Source organism: Paenibacillus sp. FSL H7-0350, assembly GCF_038593195.1.
Classification (GTDB): Bacteria; Bacillota; Bacilli; order Paenibacillales; family Paenibacillaceae; genus Paenibacillus_AQ.
In genome coordinates, this window is sequence record NZ_CP151972.1 from 821,099 (window position 1) to 838,874 (window position 17,776).

The 17,776-nt window shown below is 55.5% G+C and carries 13 protein-coding genes; 12 read left to right on the forward strand and 1 reads right to left on the reverse strand.

Going from position 1 to position 17,776, the window contains the following annotated elements; genetic code table 11:
* Positions 1–170 precede the first annotated feature (170 nt).
* Positions 171–296, forward strand: a complete 126-nt coding sequence (locus NYE24_RS03815; RefSeq protein ID WP_256705328.1) for a hypothetical protein — start codon at positions 171–173, stop codon at positions 294–296.
* 196 nt (positions 297–492) lie between these two features.
* On the opposite strand, the gene NYE24_RS03820 is transcribed toward NYE24_RS03815, so the two are convergent.
* On the reverse strand, positions 493–2,787 hold the full coding sequence (locus tag NYE24_RS03820) for an AraC family transcriptional regulator (RefSeq protein WP_342478083.1): 2,295 nt from the start codon (positions 2,785–2,787) through the stop codon (positions 493–495).
* Positions 2,788–3,048: 261 nt separating this feature from the next.
* Between NYE24_RS03820 and NYE24_RS03825 the strand changes: the two genes are divergently transcribed.
* From NYE24_RS03825 to NYE24_RS03875, 11 genes are all read left to right on the forward strand, one after another.
* Complete coding sequence (locus NYE24_RS03825) at positions 3,049–4,017, forward strand: ABC transporter permease subunit (RefSeq protein ID WP_342478084.1); 969 nt, start codon at positions 3,049–3,051, stop codon at positions 4,015–4,017.
* A gap of 15 nt (positions 4,018–4,032) precedes the next feature.
* Positions 4,033–4,902: a carbohydrate ABC transporter permease gene (locus NYE24_RS03830; protein WP_342478085.1), complete on the forward strand. Its 870-nt coding sequence runs from the start codon at positions 4,033–4,035 to the stop codon at positions 4,900–4,902.
* Between the two features lie 43 nt (positions 4,903–4,945).
* The gene (locus NYE24_RS03835) at positions 4,946–6,514 is read left to right on the forward strand and encodes an extracellular solute-binding protein (protein ID WP_036690822.1); all 1,569 of its coding nucleotides are present in this window, start codon (positions 4,946–4,948) and stop codon (positions 6,512–6,514) included.
* 75 nt (positions 6,515–6,589) lie between these two features.
* The gene (locus tag NYE24_RS03840; protein ID WP_342478086.1) at positions 6,590–9,646 is read left to right on the forward strand and encodes a DNRLRE domain-containing protein; all 3,057 of its coding nucleotides are present in this window, start codon (positions 6,590–6,592) and stop codon (positions 9,644–9,646) included.
* 46 nt (positions 9,647–9,692) lie between these two features.
* On the forward strand, positions 9,693–10,469 hold the full coding sequence (locus NYE24_RS03845; RefSeq protein ID WP_342478087.1) for a glucosamine-6-phosphate deaminase: 777 nt from the start codon (positions 9,693–9,695) through the stop codon (positions 10,467–10,469).
* Positions 10,466–11,632, forward strand: a complete 1,167-nt coding sequence (locus NYE24_RS03850) for an amidohydrolase family protein (protein ID WP_036690825.1) — start codon at positions 10,466–10,468, stop codon at positions 11,630–11,632. Before NYE24_RS03845 ends, NYE24_RS03850 begins: the two co-directional genes overlap by 4 nt.
* 326 nt (positions 11,633–11,958) lie before the next feature.
* A complete protein-coding gene (locus NYE24_RS03855) occupies positions 11,959–13,893 on the forward strand; it encodes a DUF4838 domain-containing protein (protein ID WP_342478088.1) in 1,935 nt (644 codons plus the stop codon).
* 30 nt (positions 13,894–13,923) lie between these two features.
* Positions 13,924–15,495, forward strand: coding sequence for a glycoside hydrolase family 3 protein (locus NYE24_RS03860; protein ID WP_342478089.1), 1,572 nt, complete (start codon positions 13,924–13,926; stop codon positions 15,493–15,495).
* Between the two features lie 360 nt (positions 15,496–15,855).
* Positions 15,856–16,284: a GntR family transcriptional regulator gene (locus NYE24_RS03865; protein ID WP_076154118.1), complete on the forward strand. Its 429-nt coding sequence runs from the start codon at positions 15,856–15,858 to the stop codon at positions 16,282–16,284.
* On the forward strand, positions 16,277–16,966 hold the full coding sequence (locus NYE24_RS03870; RefSeq protein ID WP_036690830.1) for an ABC transporter ATP-binding protein: 690 nt from the start codon (positions 16,277–16,279) through the stop codon (positions 16,964–16,966). The genes NYE24_RS03865 and NYE24_RS03870 overlap by 8 nt, the downstream gene beginning before the upstream one ends.
* The gene (locus tag NYE24_RS03875) at positions 16,963–17,775 is read left to right on the forward strand and encodes a hypothetical protein (protein ID WP_076153827.1); all 813 of its coding nucleotides are present in this window, start codon (positions 16,963–16,965) and stop codon (positions 17,773–17,775) included. The genes NYE24_RS03870 and NYE24_RS03875 overlap by 4 nt, the downstream gene beginning before the upstream one ends.
* Position 17,776 lies beyond the last annotated feature (1 nt).

The following is a 17,776-nucleotide window of genomic DNA, read 5'->3' on the forward strand; positions in this document are numbered from 1 at the left end:
GGGCATGCACGCGGGTCGTTACGCTTAGCGGCAAACAGTTGGATTTTGTCCACTTGCTTCGGCAAATCCGACGGAAAGCGGTAAATGAAGGTACGTTCTTCCACTTGTTTGCTAAAAAATCAGGTGACGATAGGTAATCCCATTACTCCCAAGCTTGACCCTGACGTATAGTGAAGGGTTTACAATGGGAGCAGGAGGGCCAGTCTACGCGGGTGTACGGAACGACTACCGAGGTTATGCAATATATCGATGCGGTCATCCGTATTTATATGGGCGGGGAAGATCCTTGCCCGTAATCGTTGTTCCATGAAGCGTGCCAGTAATTGGGGCACGCTTGTTTATTCCTCCACGTAATTCTAAGACACTCGATTGTATGTGAAAAAGTGAATACAATTGCTATCGAAGAGACGGGCGGGCCTAATGTATGCGGAAATCCGAATACAATCGGTGCCGTTTCAGCGAGACATAGAATTCTTATATTTTCAGAAAGAACTATAATTCCTCCCCCGAAGCCGGAGCCTGTACCGGCAGATCCCCGGCAGCCCGCTTGCGGTACTCACCCGGCGTTAAGCCGGAGGCACGCTTGAACATACGGATGAACGAGTTCACATTCTGGTAGCCGACCTGAAGCGCGATATCCTGGATTCGCAGGTCTATGTTCATCAGCAGCGCCTTGGCCTGTTCGATCCGCAGGGTGTTCAGATATTCGCTGAAGTTGATGCCGGTCTTCTCCTTGAAGATGCTCGACAGATAGCCGGGGGTCAGATTCAGCTTCTCGGCGACAAGGTTCAGATTGATGTCTTCCCCGTAATGCTTGTCCAGATACTCCAGCACGAAGCTGATGACCGGGTCCCGGGTCTCCGAGCCGCTACGGATCGCCGCAAGGACCGGAATCACCAGTTCCCGGAGCCATTCACTATACTGCTGCGAGGAATAGAAGGCGGCGAACGGCTCACCGGACAGAGCCGCAACCAGCCCTATTTCAAGCTCCGGCAGATTCAGCTTCATGACTGTTTTGCTTGTCTGTTCTGATACACCCGCAGCAAAAGCCCGGAAATCCTCCGCAGCGGCATCCTTATTCTGCAGTTGCTCCAGCTGGCGGTCCAGCCAGCCGAACACCGCTTCCTCGCTGCCGGACTGCAGCAGGGTATGCAGCTCTTCCCCGTGTGTGACCTTCAGATGAAAGGCCTTGGCCGACGAGGCCCGCGGCTCTACAATAATCTGTGTCTCCCCGTTCAGTCTGCGTTCCTTCAGCAACCCGGACAAGTTATGGTAAGCATCCGTAAACGGTGTTTCCCCTGAATATACCGGGCTGACTGCTATCGTGAGGTAGAGGGAAGGCTCATCTGCCAGCAGCTCCTGCAGCGTGCCCAGCACTTGAAGAATGCCGCTCTGCGGGCCGGGATCGAAGAGCAGCAGCAAGAGCAGATCCTGCTCCGGCTGCAAGGCGACGTTCTCGGATTCCTCCCCGGTGAATAGCCGCTGAATCAACTGCCATAGGGCCAGCGTGTGCTCCTCAGGCTCCTCCGGCAGGCGGGTGAAGCTGAGCTTGAACAGGATGGAGGCATACGGGCGCTCGGAATGCAGGGCATCCTCCAGCTCACCAAGGCTTGCGTTCAACGGAATATTCTTAACCTTATGGGTATAGGCATACTGGCGGACCAGCGAGTTCTTATTCGCAAGATCGTTCTGAATGAACCGGTTGTTCTCCATAATCGAGCTTAGGCGGTCGCCGATAATGGCGAACTCCTTAACGCTGCTCACCTTGCCGGGAGCGCCGCCCGATTTGCGGTCGAACGCGGCGATCAGGCGCTGGAGCGGCTGGTTCAGCCGGTAGCTGAACAGGAGGGAGAAGAGAAGACTGACCAGCACCGCAGCAGTGAGCAGAACGGCGAGCAGCACCCGCATGCCGCGCAGCCCGCTCGCAATGGCTTCAACCTCGGTGACCCGGACGTAAGTGAAGCCGGTCTGCGCCCCTTTTTGATAGAAATAATAGTTGTCCCCGATCCGCTCATGTGAGCTTGCAGTAACGGCATACTCCAGAGCCGGCAGCTCCGTCTCTGCGGTGGAGAAGAGCAGACGGTCCTGCGCATCCATTATATAGAAGGGATTCTTCCCGGAATCCCCGTACGCCTGCTCCAGCCGCTGCGGATTCAGCATCACAATGCCGTAGACCTCTTCGTAAGGAATAGCCTTGATCATGACCGGCATCAGCCGCCCGAGCGGACGCGTGGAATTCATCGTAGTCTCTGTGAAGGAGGCGGCAGGGAGGACCTTCAGATATTGGTTGTCCATAGTCTCTGCGCTCCAGAAGTTCGCCGGATACTCCCCGCTGTAATAGTATTTGCCGAACATGTCGGCCGAGGTACTCAGCCCCTCTTTCTCAAGAACATAGTCCTCCGCCTTGAAGTACAGAATGAAATTCTCAATATGCAGAAAAGGATTTCCGTACAGCGTCATCAGATCCGACTTGACCTCGCTGAGAATATCATACCGCCGGTTCTCCTTCAGATGGCTGAGAATACCCAGGTTGGCCGTCCACGTATCGGACTGGGTCAGCGCCAGAATCATATTCTGGGTCAGCCGGAAGTGATTCTCGTACCCCTCCACCGTCTGCTTCAGGCTCTGCTCGTTCTGCCGGACCACCTCCTGATAGACCTTACCGCTAAGATACAGATGAGAGAACAGATTGAATGAAGCCAGCAGCAGGATAACGCTTAGGAAGCTGAACATGAGCTTAACGAACAGGCCGCTAAGGGCAAATTGGCTGGTAAGCGGTCTCTTCATATGTATTCCCCCTTCAGTTGCAGCCGCTTGGTTATCGTTTTATCCTATCATAGCGGCCCAAAGCTGACACGCACAATATGCACTTTTACCGATTTATACACCTTAACCGGGAAATATGCAGATCGGAAGAAAAGTTATATAACATGCTGATAGCGCTTTCCAAAGCAATCCCGCTATAATTCGGAGACAAACCCCGGAACCAGAGGGGAAGTAAGCTAACATTAAGTGAGCTGCATCATTAAGAACAAGAGGGGAATGCCTATGGCTCAAACGAGTGTAGTACCTGACAATTTGCGAAAGGAATTGAAAGATCCTTACCGGCGTCAAGGGCGTCTGCTGCGGACCTGGAACCATAACAAAACGCTATGGCTGCTGTTCCTGCCGTGCCTGCTCTACTATCTGATTTTCCGGTATGCACCGATGTTCGGCCTCGTCATTACGTTTAAGGATTATAATCTGTTTAAAGGAATCTGGGCCAGCGACTGGGTGGGGTTCAAGTATTACCGGATGTTTTTTGAGAATCCTGACTTTTGGCCGCTGATGAAGAACACTCTGCTCCTGGGCCTGTACAAGCTGGTGTTCGGTTTCCCGGCTCCAGTGATCCTGGCGATTCTGCTGAATGAAGTCCGTAAGGCCGCGTTCAAAAAATTCGTGCAGACCGTCAGCTACCTGCCGCACTTCATCTCCAACGTTATTGTGGCGAGCATGGTTATTATGTTCCTGTCACCGACGGGCGGACTGATTAACAATCTGCTCGGCACCTTCGGAATCGGACCCATTAACTTCATGAATGAGCCGGGAATGTTCCGGGGGATCTATGTTCTGTCAGAGATCTGGCAGCATATCGGCTGGGAGACCATCATCTATCTGGCGGCATTGACGGCAATCGATCCGCAGCTCTATGAAGCAGCCGACATGGACGGGGCCAGCCGGATGCGCAAAATATGGCATGTCACACTGCCCGGCATCTCACCGGCGATTGTCATCACGCTGATTCTGAATATCGGCAAGGTGCTGGAGATTGGCTTCGAGAAGGTGTTCCTCATGCAGAACCCGGCGATCTACGATACGGCCGACATCATCAGCACGTATGTGTACCGGGTCGGGATGGAGCAGGGGAACTTCAGCTACGGTGCCTCCATTGACCTGTTCATGGGCATCATCAGCCTGATCTTCATCTATAGCGCCAATTACATCAGCCGCCGTGTCAGTGAGACAAGTCTATGGTAGAGGAGGGGTGTGGTGATGAGATCACCGAGAATTTCCTGTTTTAATGTGATCAGCACGTTCTTTCTGCTGATGGTTGTGATAATTACGCTCTACCCGTTCCTGCACATGCTTGCGGTGTCTCTGAGCAGCGATGTCAATGTCATCAAGAACACGGTTTCGTTCTGGCCCAAGGGCTTCAATGTGAAGATGTACGAGCTGGTGCTGGGAGACCCGAAGATCTGGACGGCCTACAAAAACACGCTGATCTACACCGTGCTCGGCACTCTGATCTCGCTGGTGGTTACGTCTACCGGAGCCTATGCGCTCTCCCGCCGCGATATGGCGCTGCGCAGGACCTTCACCATGCTGATCGTCGTCACGATGTTCTTCAGCGGCGGGATGATCCCGACCTTCCTTGTGGTCCGCTCCCTGGATATGGTGGATACCGTGTGGGGCATGGTCCTGCCGGGCGCGGTCAGCACCTGGAATCTGATTCTGATGCGGACCTTCTTCTCCGGCATTCCCAAGGAGCTGGAGGAATCCGGGCGAATGGACGGATTGAATGATATCGGGATATTCATGCGCATTATCATTCCGCTGTCGAAGGCTTCGTTCGCCACCATTGCCCTGTTTTATGCCGTGGGAATGTGGAATAACTTCATCTATCCGCTGCTGTATCTGCGCACCCCGGATCTGTTCCCGCTCCAGGTGCTGCTCCGCAATCTGGTGCTGGCGGGAAGCGCAAGCTCCGGGGATGTGACCGGAATCGGGGGAGACAACCAGGTGGTTGAAGAGTCGCTTAAATATGCAACGATTATGGTCTCTACGCTGCCGATCCTCACGGTATATCCGTTTGTTCAGAAGTATTTTGTCAAAGGCGCCATGATCGGTGCAGTCAAGGGCTGATCCGGCCCTGAACCATAACCACTACTAAAGGGAGAGATGATGAATGAGCACATGGAAGTCTGTACTGCTGCCCCTCGCGGCAGCGGCAATATTGGTGAGCGGCTGCAGCGGGGGCAATAACAATAATGCCTCACCTGCTGCCACGGCTGCACCGGGCGGAGAAGCTGGAGCCGCCACTGCGGGAACGAAGCAGGCACATACCTTCACCGCACTGCTGGACAACAACCCAACCTTTCCGTATTCCAAGGACTGGCCGGTGTGGGGCTGGATCAAGGACCAGACCGGCGCCACCCTGGAGGTGCAGACGCCTTCCGGGAAGCTGGCTGAAGCGCTGAACCTGGCGGTGGCCTCCAATGCGCTGCCGGATCTGATGTACATGCCCAACCGCAAGGAATCGAACAAGTTCGGCCAGCAGGGGGCACTCGTAGACCTGATGGAGTACATGGACAAGCTGCCGAATCTGACCGCCTGGATGAAGCAGTACCCGGATGAGGCGAAGGCGGCACTCTCCGCCGACGGCAAAATGTATATGTTCCCTAACCAGGGCTTCGGGGAGACGAACCGGATGATCTGGATGTACCGCCAGGATGTTTTTGACAAGGAAGGGATTAAGGCTCCTGCTACTTATGATGAGCTGCATACGGCCCTTAAGGCGCTGAAGGCCAAATACCCGGACAGTTACCCGCTGTCGGTCCGTTACGGCCAGATCCCGGATGAGATGAATGCGAATATGACGGTCAACTATGGGACAGGCGAAGGGGCTTACTACGATTTCGATGCAAAAGAATGGCGCTATGGGCCGACTGAGGACAGCTACAAGGAAATGGTCGGCATGTGGAAGCAGTTCTATGACGAAGGGCTGATTCCGCCGGACTTCCTGTCCTTGCAGACCAAGCAGTGGCAGGATATGGTCTCTACCGGCAAATCTTTTGTAACCGTGGATTACATCAGCCGGGTGGATTTCTTCAATAATGCGATGCGCAAGGAGAATCCGGAATTCAATATGCAGTTCATGGCTCCTCCCGCAGGGCTTGAAGGCGGCAAGCAGCTGAACCCTTACTTCCATTACATGGAGGGCGGCCTGACGGTAGCTTCAACCTCCAAGAATATCGAAGATATCATGAGTTATATGGACTTTTTCTATTCGGAAGAAGGCCGGATGCTCAGCAGCTGGGGTGTGGAAGGCGAGACGTATGTGAAGGAAGGCGAGACGATCAAGTTCAAGCCGGAATTCACCGATGTGATTGAAATGCGGAAGCAGACGGGACTTCAGACCAGCGGAACGTATACGTGGATTGACTTCAATGCCCATCTGTCCCTGTTCTCGGCTGACCTGAAGCATGCTTATGAAGAGGCTGTCAAGTATGATCCGGCCAACATGCAGCCGCGTCCGGCTTTCACCGAGAAGGAGAATGAAGTCATCTCGATCACCGGACAGGCGATCAAGAAGCACCGCGATGAGAGCTTCGCCAAGTTCGTGACCGGCTCCCGCAAGCTGGAGGACTGGGATAAATATGTTGAGGAGATCAATAATCTGGGCGTCGACAAACTGCTCTCGACTTACAAGGAGGCGTATGACCGCGTTCAGAATATTCAATTAAGCAGCAAGTAATTGCAGGGCAGAACCGCTGAAGCACAGGCAAGGCATTCAGGGTATTCGCTTGACCATTATAAGGAGGCGCCGCTTATGAAGCAATGGCTGCACGGCTCTGGTAAACGGTTTGGATGGATTCTACCCTTGGTAGGTCTGATTGTTGTACTCTCAGCAGTGGCGGTCCCGGGCACAGCCCGGGCCGCAGGCACCATTACACTGGATGAACCGCCTGGGGGATATGTATCCTCCGGCGGGCCGGTGGAGGTCAGCGGCACTTATACCGGACTGTATGATGTCCGGTTGTATGTGAACGGGACGGTCCAGTTCGAGGCGCTGCTGGATGACCCGGACGGGGATGACAGCGGCAGCTGGTCTTATACGCTCGACACCTCCCGGAATAACGGTCCGGTGGAGCTGGTGGCCCGCGGGCTGGATACCACCACCCGCTATGGGGTGTGGAGTCCGTCCGTCACCCTTGAGGTGAACAACCCCGCAGGCGTTGCGCCTGCGGTGACGATTACCGGCCCGGACGAAGGGATTGCTGTGACTGGACAGGTGGCGGTCACCGTTCAGGCAGAATCGGCTACGCCGGTCTCGGACGTGCAGGTCCGGGTGAACCGGGGACCGTGGCAGCAAGCCGCCTATAACGGCACGGAATATGTATATTCATGGAGTACGGCAGGCATCGTTGACCGCACGATCAGCCTGGAGGCCCGGGCCGCGAATGCGCCCGGACGCTACGGCTACAGTGCGACCGTCTATGCGCAGGTCGGTGCCGGTACCCATGAGCCTGCGGTTCCTCTGCCGGATCAGGACCGGGCCATGTGGATTTGGGAGCCGGAGAGCTATAAGCTGCTGCTGAATCCGGGCTCGCGTGAGGTGCTGGAGTCCTTCGTAACGGACACCGCGACCTTTGGATCAGAGCCGGTCACGACCCTGTATCTGGCTGTGGGCAATTATGCCGGATACCGGGCGCTGGAGGAGCAGGAGGACGAGCTGCGCTCCTTCATGCGCTGGGCGCATGAGCGGAACTTAAGTGTTCATGCCCTTGTGGCGGGCGGAACCTCCCCGGCTTATATGGGCGCTTATGAGCGCTACCACCATCATGCCGTGCGGGAGATTGAGCAGATTATCAACTACAATCTAGCGGCGGAGGAGGATGAGAAGTTTGACGGGATCAACGTGGACATCGAGCCGTATATTTCCCCGGACTTCAAAGCTCCAAGCAAGTTCCTGCAGAACGAATACCTGGATGGTCTGCGCAAAATGATTGACCGTCGGGATACAGCCGGTATCCGGCTGCCCTTCGGCCCGGCTGTACCCAAATGGTACGATTCTTCCGAGCAGGGAGCGAATATCCAGTGGAACGGCACAACGAAATGGCTGTCTGAGCATATCCAGGACATCTCCGATTATATCTCGATCATGGATTACCGCGATTCCGCAGACGGAACCGCAGGCATCATTGCCGGGGCTGCCGGTGAGCTGGCCTATGCCGAGGCCATCGGCAAGCCGAATTCTGTAGTCATCGGAGTGGAGACGCTGGATATCGCAAACAGCGGCGACCCGGAGACGATTACCTTCCAGGAGGAAGGCCGCACCCATATGGAAGCCGAGCTGGATAAGGTCAATGCAGCTTCCGGGCTAAGCAGCTCCTTCGGCGGAATTGCTGTCCATCACTATGATTCCTACCGGGCATTGCCTTCGTATTGGGGACCGGGCGGCGTATTCTGGACAGCGCCGGAAGACCATGAAGCCCCATCTGCACCTGCGGGTACTCCAACCGCTGTTGCCAGTGAGTATCAGAGCATCCGGCTGAATTACGGAATGGCGACTGACAACTTAGAGGTAGATCGCTACATCATCTACCGCAGCACGGTCTCCGGCTTCACGCCAACCTCTGCGGATATCGCCGGACTTGCCCGGGGCCTGAATTATCAGGACAAGGGACTGCTCCCGGACACCACCTACTATTACCGGGTGGCTGCCCGCGATCTGGCGGGCAATATCGGCCCGTTATCTGGTGAAGTGTCTGCTGTCACCGGCAGTACGGCGCTTAAGCCGATGATTGTGACGGATATGCAGCTCTCCTACACTGGAGCCGCTGCGGAAGCTTCGATGAAGGTGCGTGACTATGCGACAGGGGAAGTGCTTACAGGAGCTGCAATAGAAGGCCGCTTCACGTATTCGGCGGGCCGTTATGCAGCGGCAGTTACGGGCGCGGATGGACGGGCAGCCTTCACCTCGGAGGCGATTCCGACCGGCCGTCAAGCCGGGCTCGAGCCGAGAAGAGTTCAGGCTCCCGGTTATTACTACGCCAGCGCCCATGACCTGCCTCACACCACGGCGCTGCTGCCGCATGGCGGGCTTAGCGGATTAACGTTATCTGTAGGAGAGTGGGACAAGCCTTTCGCGGCGGGTGACAAGGCCTATACCGTAACAGTCAAAAGCAATGTATCTTCGTTACAGGTCACCCCGGTTACCGCCAAGGCAACGGATGCAGTACGGATTAACGGGATGACCGTGGCATCGGGAACGGCTGCGTCCGTTACGATCGGGTCAGAGCCTGTTGATGTGCCGGTCTTAGTCTATCACGAGGATGGAACCGTGGATCTGTATCTGCTGCGTATCGAGAAAAGTGCTCTGGCAGATCCGGTGGTTCCGGTGACCATGGATGCTTATGTCCATGAGCATCAGCCCTCCGTTAATTTCGGGCAGGAGCCTGTGCTGGAGATTGCCGATCTGCCGAATGGACAGGGCGGAGGGGACCGCATCGCCTTCATGAAGGCTGAGCTGAATCTCTCCGGGACGGCGGTGCAGACCGTAACTATGAACGTGTATGTCACTGCTGCCCCGGCTTCTCCGGTTACCCTTGCACTGAAAGGGTACACCGGAGCGCAGTGGACCGAGAACGGCATTACGTGGAATAAACGTCCCGTCAGCGGCGGAACTAACCTCGGAACGGTCCGGGTCACCGGGGCTGGGTGGTACAGTGCGGATGTAACTTCTTATGTGCTTACGGCAACGGCAGCGGGGCTTACACCAACCTTCCAGTGGAGTGATCCTAATACATCGGGAATCGTTGTAACGCTGGCCAGTTCAGAGAATTCGGATAACAAGCCTTATTTGTTGGTTAATAGCGGAATGTAACAGAAAGGGGGCGGTCTTCCCGCCCCCATAAGGAGGAGGGCTCATCATGGAAGAGAGGTTCATTCCGGCAGAGGAGCATTTAGTAGAGCGTATTCGTGTTCTCGTCTATAACGAGCGCAGCCAGATGGGAGCAGCGGCCGCAGGAGCGGTCGGGCATAGCATCAGAGACTTGCAGAAGCAGTCCACGACTCCGGTCCGTATCGTATTTGCAGCGGCTCCGTCACAGAATGAGTTGTATGAAGGGCTGGTGAAGGAACAGGGGATTGACTGGTCCCGGGTACACGCTTTTCATATGGATGAATATATCGGCCTGCCGGAAGATGCGCCACAGCGGTTCGGCAACTACCTGCAGGAACGGTTGTTCAGCAGAGTCAATCCCGGACGGATCGAGCTGCTAGGCCGGACGGGCAATATTGAAGAGGAGTGCCGGACATACGCGGCGCTGCTGAATGAAGCTCCTATTGATATCGTCTGTCTCGGCATCGGGGAGAACGGGCATATTGCGTTCAATGATCCGCCTGTAGCCGATTTCGCCGATCGGCTGCTTGTTAAAGCGGTCGAATTAGACGAAGCCTGCCGGTCACAGCAGGTAAATGACGGCTGCTTCGCCAGCCTGGACGATGTACCTACCCATGCGCTGACGCTAACCGTGCCTGCCCTGATGGCAGGCCGCCATCTGTTCGCCATTGTTCCCGGCTTGGCTAAGCGGGCCGCGCTTCAGGCTGCGCTTCATGGTCCGATAAGTACCGCGTGTCCGGCGAGCGTACTGCGGACACATCCCGCCATTACGCTGTTCACGGACCGGGATGCCTTCAGCTCATGAACGGTGTGATCTCGGGAAGACATTACAGAACCGGACTGCCGATTGAGGTCCACGTTAACGGTGGAGTCATTGAAGCGGTTCATACGCTGGCCGAGAACCCGCATATGGCAGATTGGCCCTGGCTTGCGCCGGGGCTGGTCGATTTGCAGGTGAACGGCGGCTGGGGCCTGGACTTCAATACGCTGCCGCTTGTACCAGAGACTGTAGCCGGACTCTCACGCCGCCTGCTGGCCCGGGGAGTCACCTCGTATTGCCCGACCCTGATAACCAATGGGCCGGACCAGCTTACCCAGGCGGCGTCCGCGATTGCTGAAGCCGTGCAGATACAGCCGGATATCGCCGGGCAGATCGCAGGCATCCATCTGGAGGGGCCTTTCTTGTCGCCGGAGGATGGTCCGCGCGGGGCGCATCCCCTGGAGCATATCTGCCCGCCTGACTGGGAGTCACTCTGCCGTTGGCAGGAAGCGGCGGAGGGACTGATCCGGATCATTACTGTGTCGCCCGAATGGCCGGGAGCCGCAGCCTTCATCTCCCGGTGTAGCGCCTCCGGCATCCGGGTCTCCATCGGACACACGGCCGCCTCGCCGGATCAGATCCGGCAAGCAGTGGCCGCAGGCGCGGTGATGTCTACTCATCTGGGCAACGGCACACACCTTACACTCCCGCGCCATCCTCACTATCTGTGGGAGCAGCTGGCTGCCGATGAGCTGTATGGCTGCATGATTGCCGACGGCTGCCATCTGCCGGATGCCCTGCTGAAGGTGATTCTGCGGGTCAAGCAGAGCCGGGCGATTCTCGTCAGCGATGCCGTCTCGCTGAGCGGCATGGCACCGGGGGCCTACCGGCTGCATATCGGCGGCGACGTAGTGCTGACGCCGGAAGGGCGGCTGCATCTGGCCGGCCATCCACGGCTGCTGGCCGGATCGGCGATGATGCTGGCGGACCAGGTAGCCTACCTGGCCCGGGCCGGGCTGGTGCCGCTTGCGGACGCCATCGATTGCGCCTCGGTTCACCCGGCCGAACTGCTGGAACTTCCGCAGGCTGCCGGACTTACCGCAGGTAGGCCAGCGGATCTGATCGGCTTCCGCAAGAACGGCGGCGGAGACCTGGAGATCCAGGCGGTATGGAAGAACGGCCGGCTTGCAGCGGCCGGTAAGGGTTAAGCGGCGCATGGGCTAAATGTAATCGAAAAACCGATTACAGTCGGACTCTGAGCGGCGCGTAGGCCCATTGTAATCGAAAAGCCGATTACAGTCGGACCGGGGGCGACGCGTGAGCCCAATGTAATCGGAAAACCGATTACAGTCGGACCGGGGGCGACGCATACGCCAAATGTAATCGAAAAACCGATTACAATCGGACCGGGGGCGACGCATACGCCAAATGTAATCGAAAAATCGATTACAGTCGGACCGGGGTGGCGCGGTAGCTTCGCCTTATTGATCCGATCCATAAGATTAACCATACGAGGTACTAGGAGGAGAGAGCGATGCTTAGCTTAATACCCGAGCCGAAGCAGATAAGGATGACAGACAAGAAGCCGTGGCGGGCAGGCGGGGAAGTCCTTCTGCGGCTGGCTATGGAAGTGGAAGACCCCCGGCTGGTGCTTCATTGCCGGCGGGCTTTTCCCGGCCGGGAAGTCACCTCCGCCGCTCCGGAAGCAGGTGAGGGATACTCGCTGCTGATTGAGGGGTTTGCGGAAAGCAAGGAAACTGAAAGCACTGGGATCACTGGGAGCACTTCAACGCACACTGAACCCGGAGCTTCCAGGCAGGATGCCGCCTGGGCCGCGCCTGGAGAAGCTGGTCTGAATAACGGCGGGGCTTCGGCTTCTAATCTTGCTGAGGCGGAGCTGTCCGCGCTGAAGGGCCGGAGGGACGGCTACATTCTAGAGGTTAGTGCAAACGGAGCCATTATCCGCGCATTGGACGCCTCTGGGCTCTATTACGGCCTGCAGACACTCCTCCAATTGCAGAGCCTGCATGGTGATAGCGATATTCCGGCGGTGTCTATTACAGATTGGCCGGATACGGAGCTGCGAGTGATGAATTTCGATCTGCGCCAGACCTTCTCGAAGCCGGGGCGGCTGACCCTATATCTGGCTGAGTTCTCCCGCTACAAGACGAACGCGGTGCTCATAGAATACGAGGACAAGTTCCCGTTCAGCACGCACCGGGAATTCGCTCATCCGCAGCACTCGCTTAGCCGGGAACAGCTGGAGGCGCTCAAGGCTGCGGCCCATGAGCATTATATCGAGATTATCCCGCTACAGCAGAGCTTCGGCCACCTCGAGTATGTGCTGCGCCATGATGCCTGGAAGCATCTGCGGGAGACCGAGGAGTCTACCGGCGAGATCTGCCCGTCCCATCCGCAGACTTATGAACTAATCACCGGCCTGCTGGCGGAGATGATGGATGCCCATCCCGGATCGCGTTATATCCATCTCGGCTGTGACGAGGTCTACAGCCTGTGTGAATGTGAAGCGTGCCGGGAAGCCTTCGGCGGCGTGCGGGAACGGGCTTTTATCTCCTTCCTGAACCGCCTAATCGAATTCACGGCCAGCCGGGGACGGCAGGCGATCTTTTGGCATGACATGCTGGATAAGTGTCCGCCTGAAGAGCTGGCGAAGCTTGATCCGCGCAGTGCAGCGATGATCTGGATCTATAACGGCCGCAACATACAAGCGGAAGTCACTTCCCTGACCAATAAGTTCAGGGCGCTGGGCATTGAGGTGATGGGTGCTCCTGCGGTCCGCAGCTTCGACTGGGCGGAGCATCAGAACTACCCGGTGATTGATAACCGGACCGACAATCTCCTTCAGTGGGCAGAGACCGCAGAGCAATTGGATATCCGCTGTATGGTGGCAACGAACTGGACGGGTCCCTTCAGCCTTGGCGTTCCTTATGGCGTGTTCGAGACCACCTGGTACCCGATGCTCCTTCATGCCGATCTCACCTGGAACCGGCATGCGGATGCCGATACGTTCATCGACCGCTTCCTGGAGCTGTTCCATGGAATAACTCCAGATACAGGCCATGCACAGCTTGGCAATTACCTGTTGGAGGATTACTACGATATCATCTGGAAGCTGATTGATAATGTCCAGAAGAATAAGGATTACGCCGAACTAATCGCAATCATGCACGATTTCGAGGTAGCGACCGACCGCTCCAGGGCAATCCACAAGTATGCCTACCGCTGGGAGCTGTACCCGGGCGACAGCGCGGAATGGCGCTCCCTGCTGAACAATTACACACGTAACCATAACGGACGCGAAGCGGTCCGGCCCCGGATGCTGGAGGCTCTTTTGCAATACCAGCCACGGGATATGGCCGAGCACTTCGTGAAATCACGCTTTTATCTGCATGATTATCTGGAGCAGACGCTCTATCAAGAGCTGGGACTTGTCCACAGCGAGGGTTAGCAAACAAACCGACAGGAGGATGGAGCAGTTATGCAGCTGAATGAAGTAAATTCACTACAAGATCCGGCAGCCATGAGTCTGGAGGACAAAATATCCCTGATGTGTGTGGTCGGAACCCCCTCCACAGCGGCGGAGCCAGAGTACCGTGAACGGATGTCCCAGAACCGGTTCGGCGGGATTGGCCTGTTCCCCCATAACGTTAAGGATGAGCAGCAGACGCTGAAGCTGATGGCGGAGGTTCAGGCCATTGCCGGAGACTCCGGCATTCCGCAGCCTTATTATGTATCGATCGATGAGGAGGGAGGCACGCTCTCCAAGTTCAAGACCTTTTATCCTTACATCCCCGGCAACCGTGCCGCCGGATTAAGCCTGGATACTGAGAGCGCTTATCTCCAGGGTAAAATCATTGGCAGCCAGCTCCACGCACTCGGCATTCCGATGAACTGGGCACCGGTGCTGGATGTGAATACGAATATAGATAATCCGGTCGTAGGCGTGCGCTCCTTCGGCGAAGACCCTGAAACGGTAGCCGCCTTCGGTAAGGCATATATCCGTGGAATGCATGAGGCGGGGGTAGCCGTGACGGCCAAGCATTTCCCCGGTCATGGACAAGTTAGCGGGGATTCCCACGTTGTCCTGCCAGAATGCGAACTCACAATAGAGGAATTAATGAACGGGCCGCTGCTGCCATTCATCGGTGCCATCGAAGCAGGGGCCGATTCGATCATGATGGGCCATCTTGTCTTTCCGGCTATTCCCGAGTCGCAGGGGCTGCCTGCTTCGCTCAGCCCGTTCTTCGCCGGAGAGCTGCTGCGGGGGCGTCTGGGCTTCGCGGGTGTCATCTGCACCGATGACATCGAGATGGGAGCGATCAAGAAGAACTTCAATCCAGATGAGGTGGGAGTGCTGGCGGTGCTGGCCGGCAATGACATGATTCTGATGTGTCATACCCCGGAATTCCAGGAGCGTGTCATGGCCGCCATCCGCAAGGCTGTTCTGGACGGCGTCATCGAAGAGTCCAGAATTGACGAATCGGTCAACCGTATCCTCCAGCTCTATACCAAATTCCAGCAGTATCAAGCGGCGGCCCGTCCCATCCCGCGTGAGAGCTGGAATGAGGCGGCCCTGCAATATGCACGCCGCACGGTCAAGATCAGCCGCGATCCGCAGCAATTGCTGCCGCTGACTGCCACGCATCAATATATGCTAATATTGCCGCGCCAGGAGCAGCTCACCATCGCCGATAACTCCGGCGGTAGTGACATCGGCTTGGCTGCGTTACTGGAAGCCCGGGGCTTATCCGTGCAGGTTGCGTATTGCAGCATGAAGCCTGAAGCTGCGGAGATTGCAGACTTATCTGCCAAGGCCGCCGGAAATTTCGTGATTCAAGGAACGCTGAATGCCCATCTGTTCCAGGGACAGCTCGAACTTGCCGCACAGCTTGCCGCTGCAGGACCGCTGCTGAACCTGGTGCTGCGTAACCCGTATGACGATGCTCACCTGCCGCATAACGCCGGAAGCATTCTGCTATGCTCCACCTCCGATTATTCGCTTCAGGCTCTAGCGGAAGTGCTTATTCAGAGGCCTGAAACAGCTGGTTAATGAAGAACGTCTCCGTAAAGTGAACAGCCAGCTCGTACCGCTGAAGTGTGAAGTGAGCGTAGAAGCGACAGTTCCCGTAACCGCGAAGCCAGAGGAGGTTGCCCAGGAAACGCGGTTTCTGCAGGGAAGAAGCCACAATTGTTAATTACGCCACTTTAAAAGGTATAGGGCAAAAATTGAGTTTTGGGGAAACCGTTGATCTGAAAAGATTCAACGGTTTTTTTTGAACCACAACCGATTGACAAACGAGTGTATTAACCACATAATACATCTTGTAGTGTATGCACCACTTAGTACACACACATGTGAAGATAAGATAAGAGGGTGTCGCTTGTGAGCAAAGTCAACGAATGGGCCGCAATCCCCTTCAATAGTCGTGATCCTGTATATCTTCAAGTCGTTCGCCTGTTTAAGGAGAAGATCGTAACCGGCGTTCTCCAGTCTGGCCAGACCATACCGTCTAGGCGAGAGCTGGCTGCCCTGCTAAAGATTAATCCAAATACTGCGCAGAGAGCTTACAAAGAAATGGAGGATCAGCGGTTGATTGTAACGGAAGGCAACTCCCCAAGCCGCATCACTATGGAGCTTAAGGTGTTGAGACAGATTCGGTCGGAGCTGCTCAGTACAGCCGTTGAGGCGTTTGTCGCTTCCATCAGCAGTATTGACGTTCCGTTAGATGAGGTCCTGGATGTGGTTCAACGAAAATATGAGAAAGCTCAAGTAAAAAAAATAAAGCAGCCAATGGGAGAGCCCCTCGGCAGTGAGCAAGGAGGAAACAGCGATGATTGAACTTGAACATGTCAGCCAAAGATACGCTTATAAAAAGGTGCTAAAGGATGTCACGTTCACTGCTGAAATGGGACAGATCACTTGCCTGATCGGGCTTAACGGTGTAGGCAAATCTACTATACTCAAAGCGATTATGGGACTGACGCCGATTCATGGAGGGTCCATTCGGATTGAGGGTAAACCGCTTAACCGGAATACCTATGAGCGGGTCTCCTATATTCCTGATCATCTGTCTATTCCGGCTTCCATGAAGCTAGCTGACGCTCTCCGGTTCATGGAAGACTTTTATTGCAGCTGGAACAAGGATAGAGCGGACGAACTCATGCGCTTCTTTGACCTGGATTTCCAGGAGCGTATCCGCCGATTGTCGAAGGGAACAGCAGCCAAGTTCAATCTGGTGCTCGGCTTGGCTCAAGACTCTGATTATGTAATCATGGACGAGCCCTTCTCCGGAATTGATTTGATCAGCCGTGAGAGGATTGCGGAAGTGTTCTCCAGCGAAATGGTCGGCAGCCGCGGTGTTCTGCTGACCACTCACGAGGTTGGAGAGATCGAGCATCTCATCGACAAAGCGGTGCTGCTGCGTGACGGGACTGTTGCCCGCAGCTTTGAGTGCGAACAGCTCCGCATCGAGGAGAACAAATCCGTCGTAGACGTCATGAAAGAGGTGTACCTCGCATGATCAGATTTCTTAAGCTTGTCCATTTGGAAGTCCAGCGCTTCCAGTATGTGCTTTTCGGCTTAATGAGCTTGACGGCAGTCATTCAAATCATCGGACTTGTGCATGCTGCACAGATAAGAGTTAACCACTGGATAGAGGCAGCCCGCTTGGAGAATCAAACACCGCGCAACTTTTCATTTGCTGATATCATCGGGGATTCACAGTTCTTGTTCACCATCCCCATTTTGATCAGCATAACGGTATTGGGCCTGTACGTCTTTCTGATTTGGTACCGGGACTGGATCGGCCGTGATAAATTTGCCTACCGGGTGTTTACCCTGCCGACGGCAAGATGGAACATATATATAGCCAAAGCTACTGCTATCTTTCTGTTCGTTTTTGCCTTAGTTGCTTTTCAGGTGCTGCTCCTTCTGTTAGAACGCCAATTGTTCAACTGGATGGTTCCCTCTGAATATCGCATCTCGTCCTTGTTTGCCGAAGCCGTCGCTTCAAACCTGGTGTTTAATCAAATCTTACTACCACAGGATGGAATGCAATTTGTTGTCTATTATGGTATCGGCATTCTAGCTGTCTGCGTTATCTTTACGGCAATCTTGTTAGAACGAAGCTACCGCTGGACAGGTGTTGTTTATGCTATCTTATATGTTGCCGCCTGCGGGACTGTCATCGGGTTCGCAGTACATCTTAATGCGTACAGTTCTTTCTATCCGCGAGAGATCACAGCCATCCGTTTGGTGGTATACCTTGCTGCGCTAGGCATAACTCTTGCGCTGGGCTTCAGGCTAGTCTCCAAGAAGATCACTGTGTAAG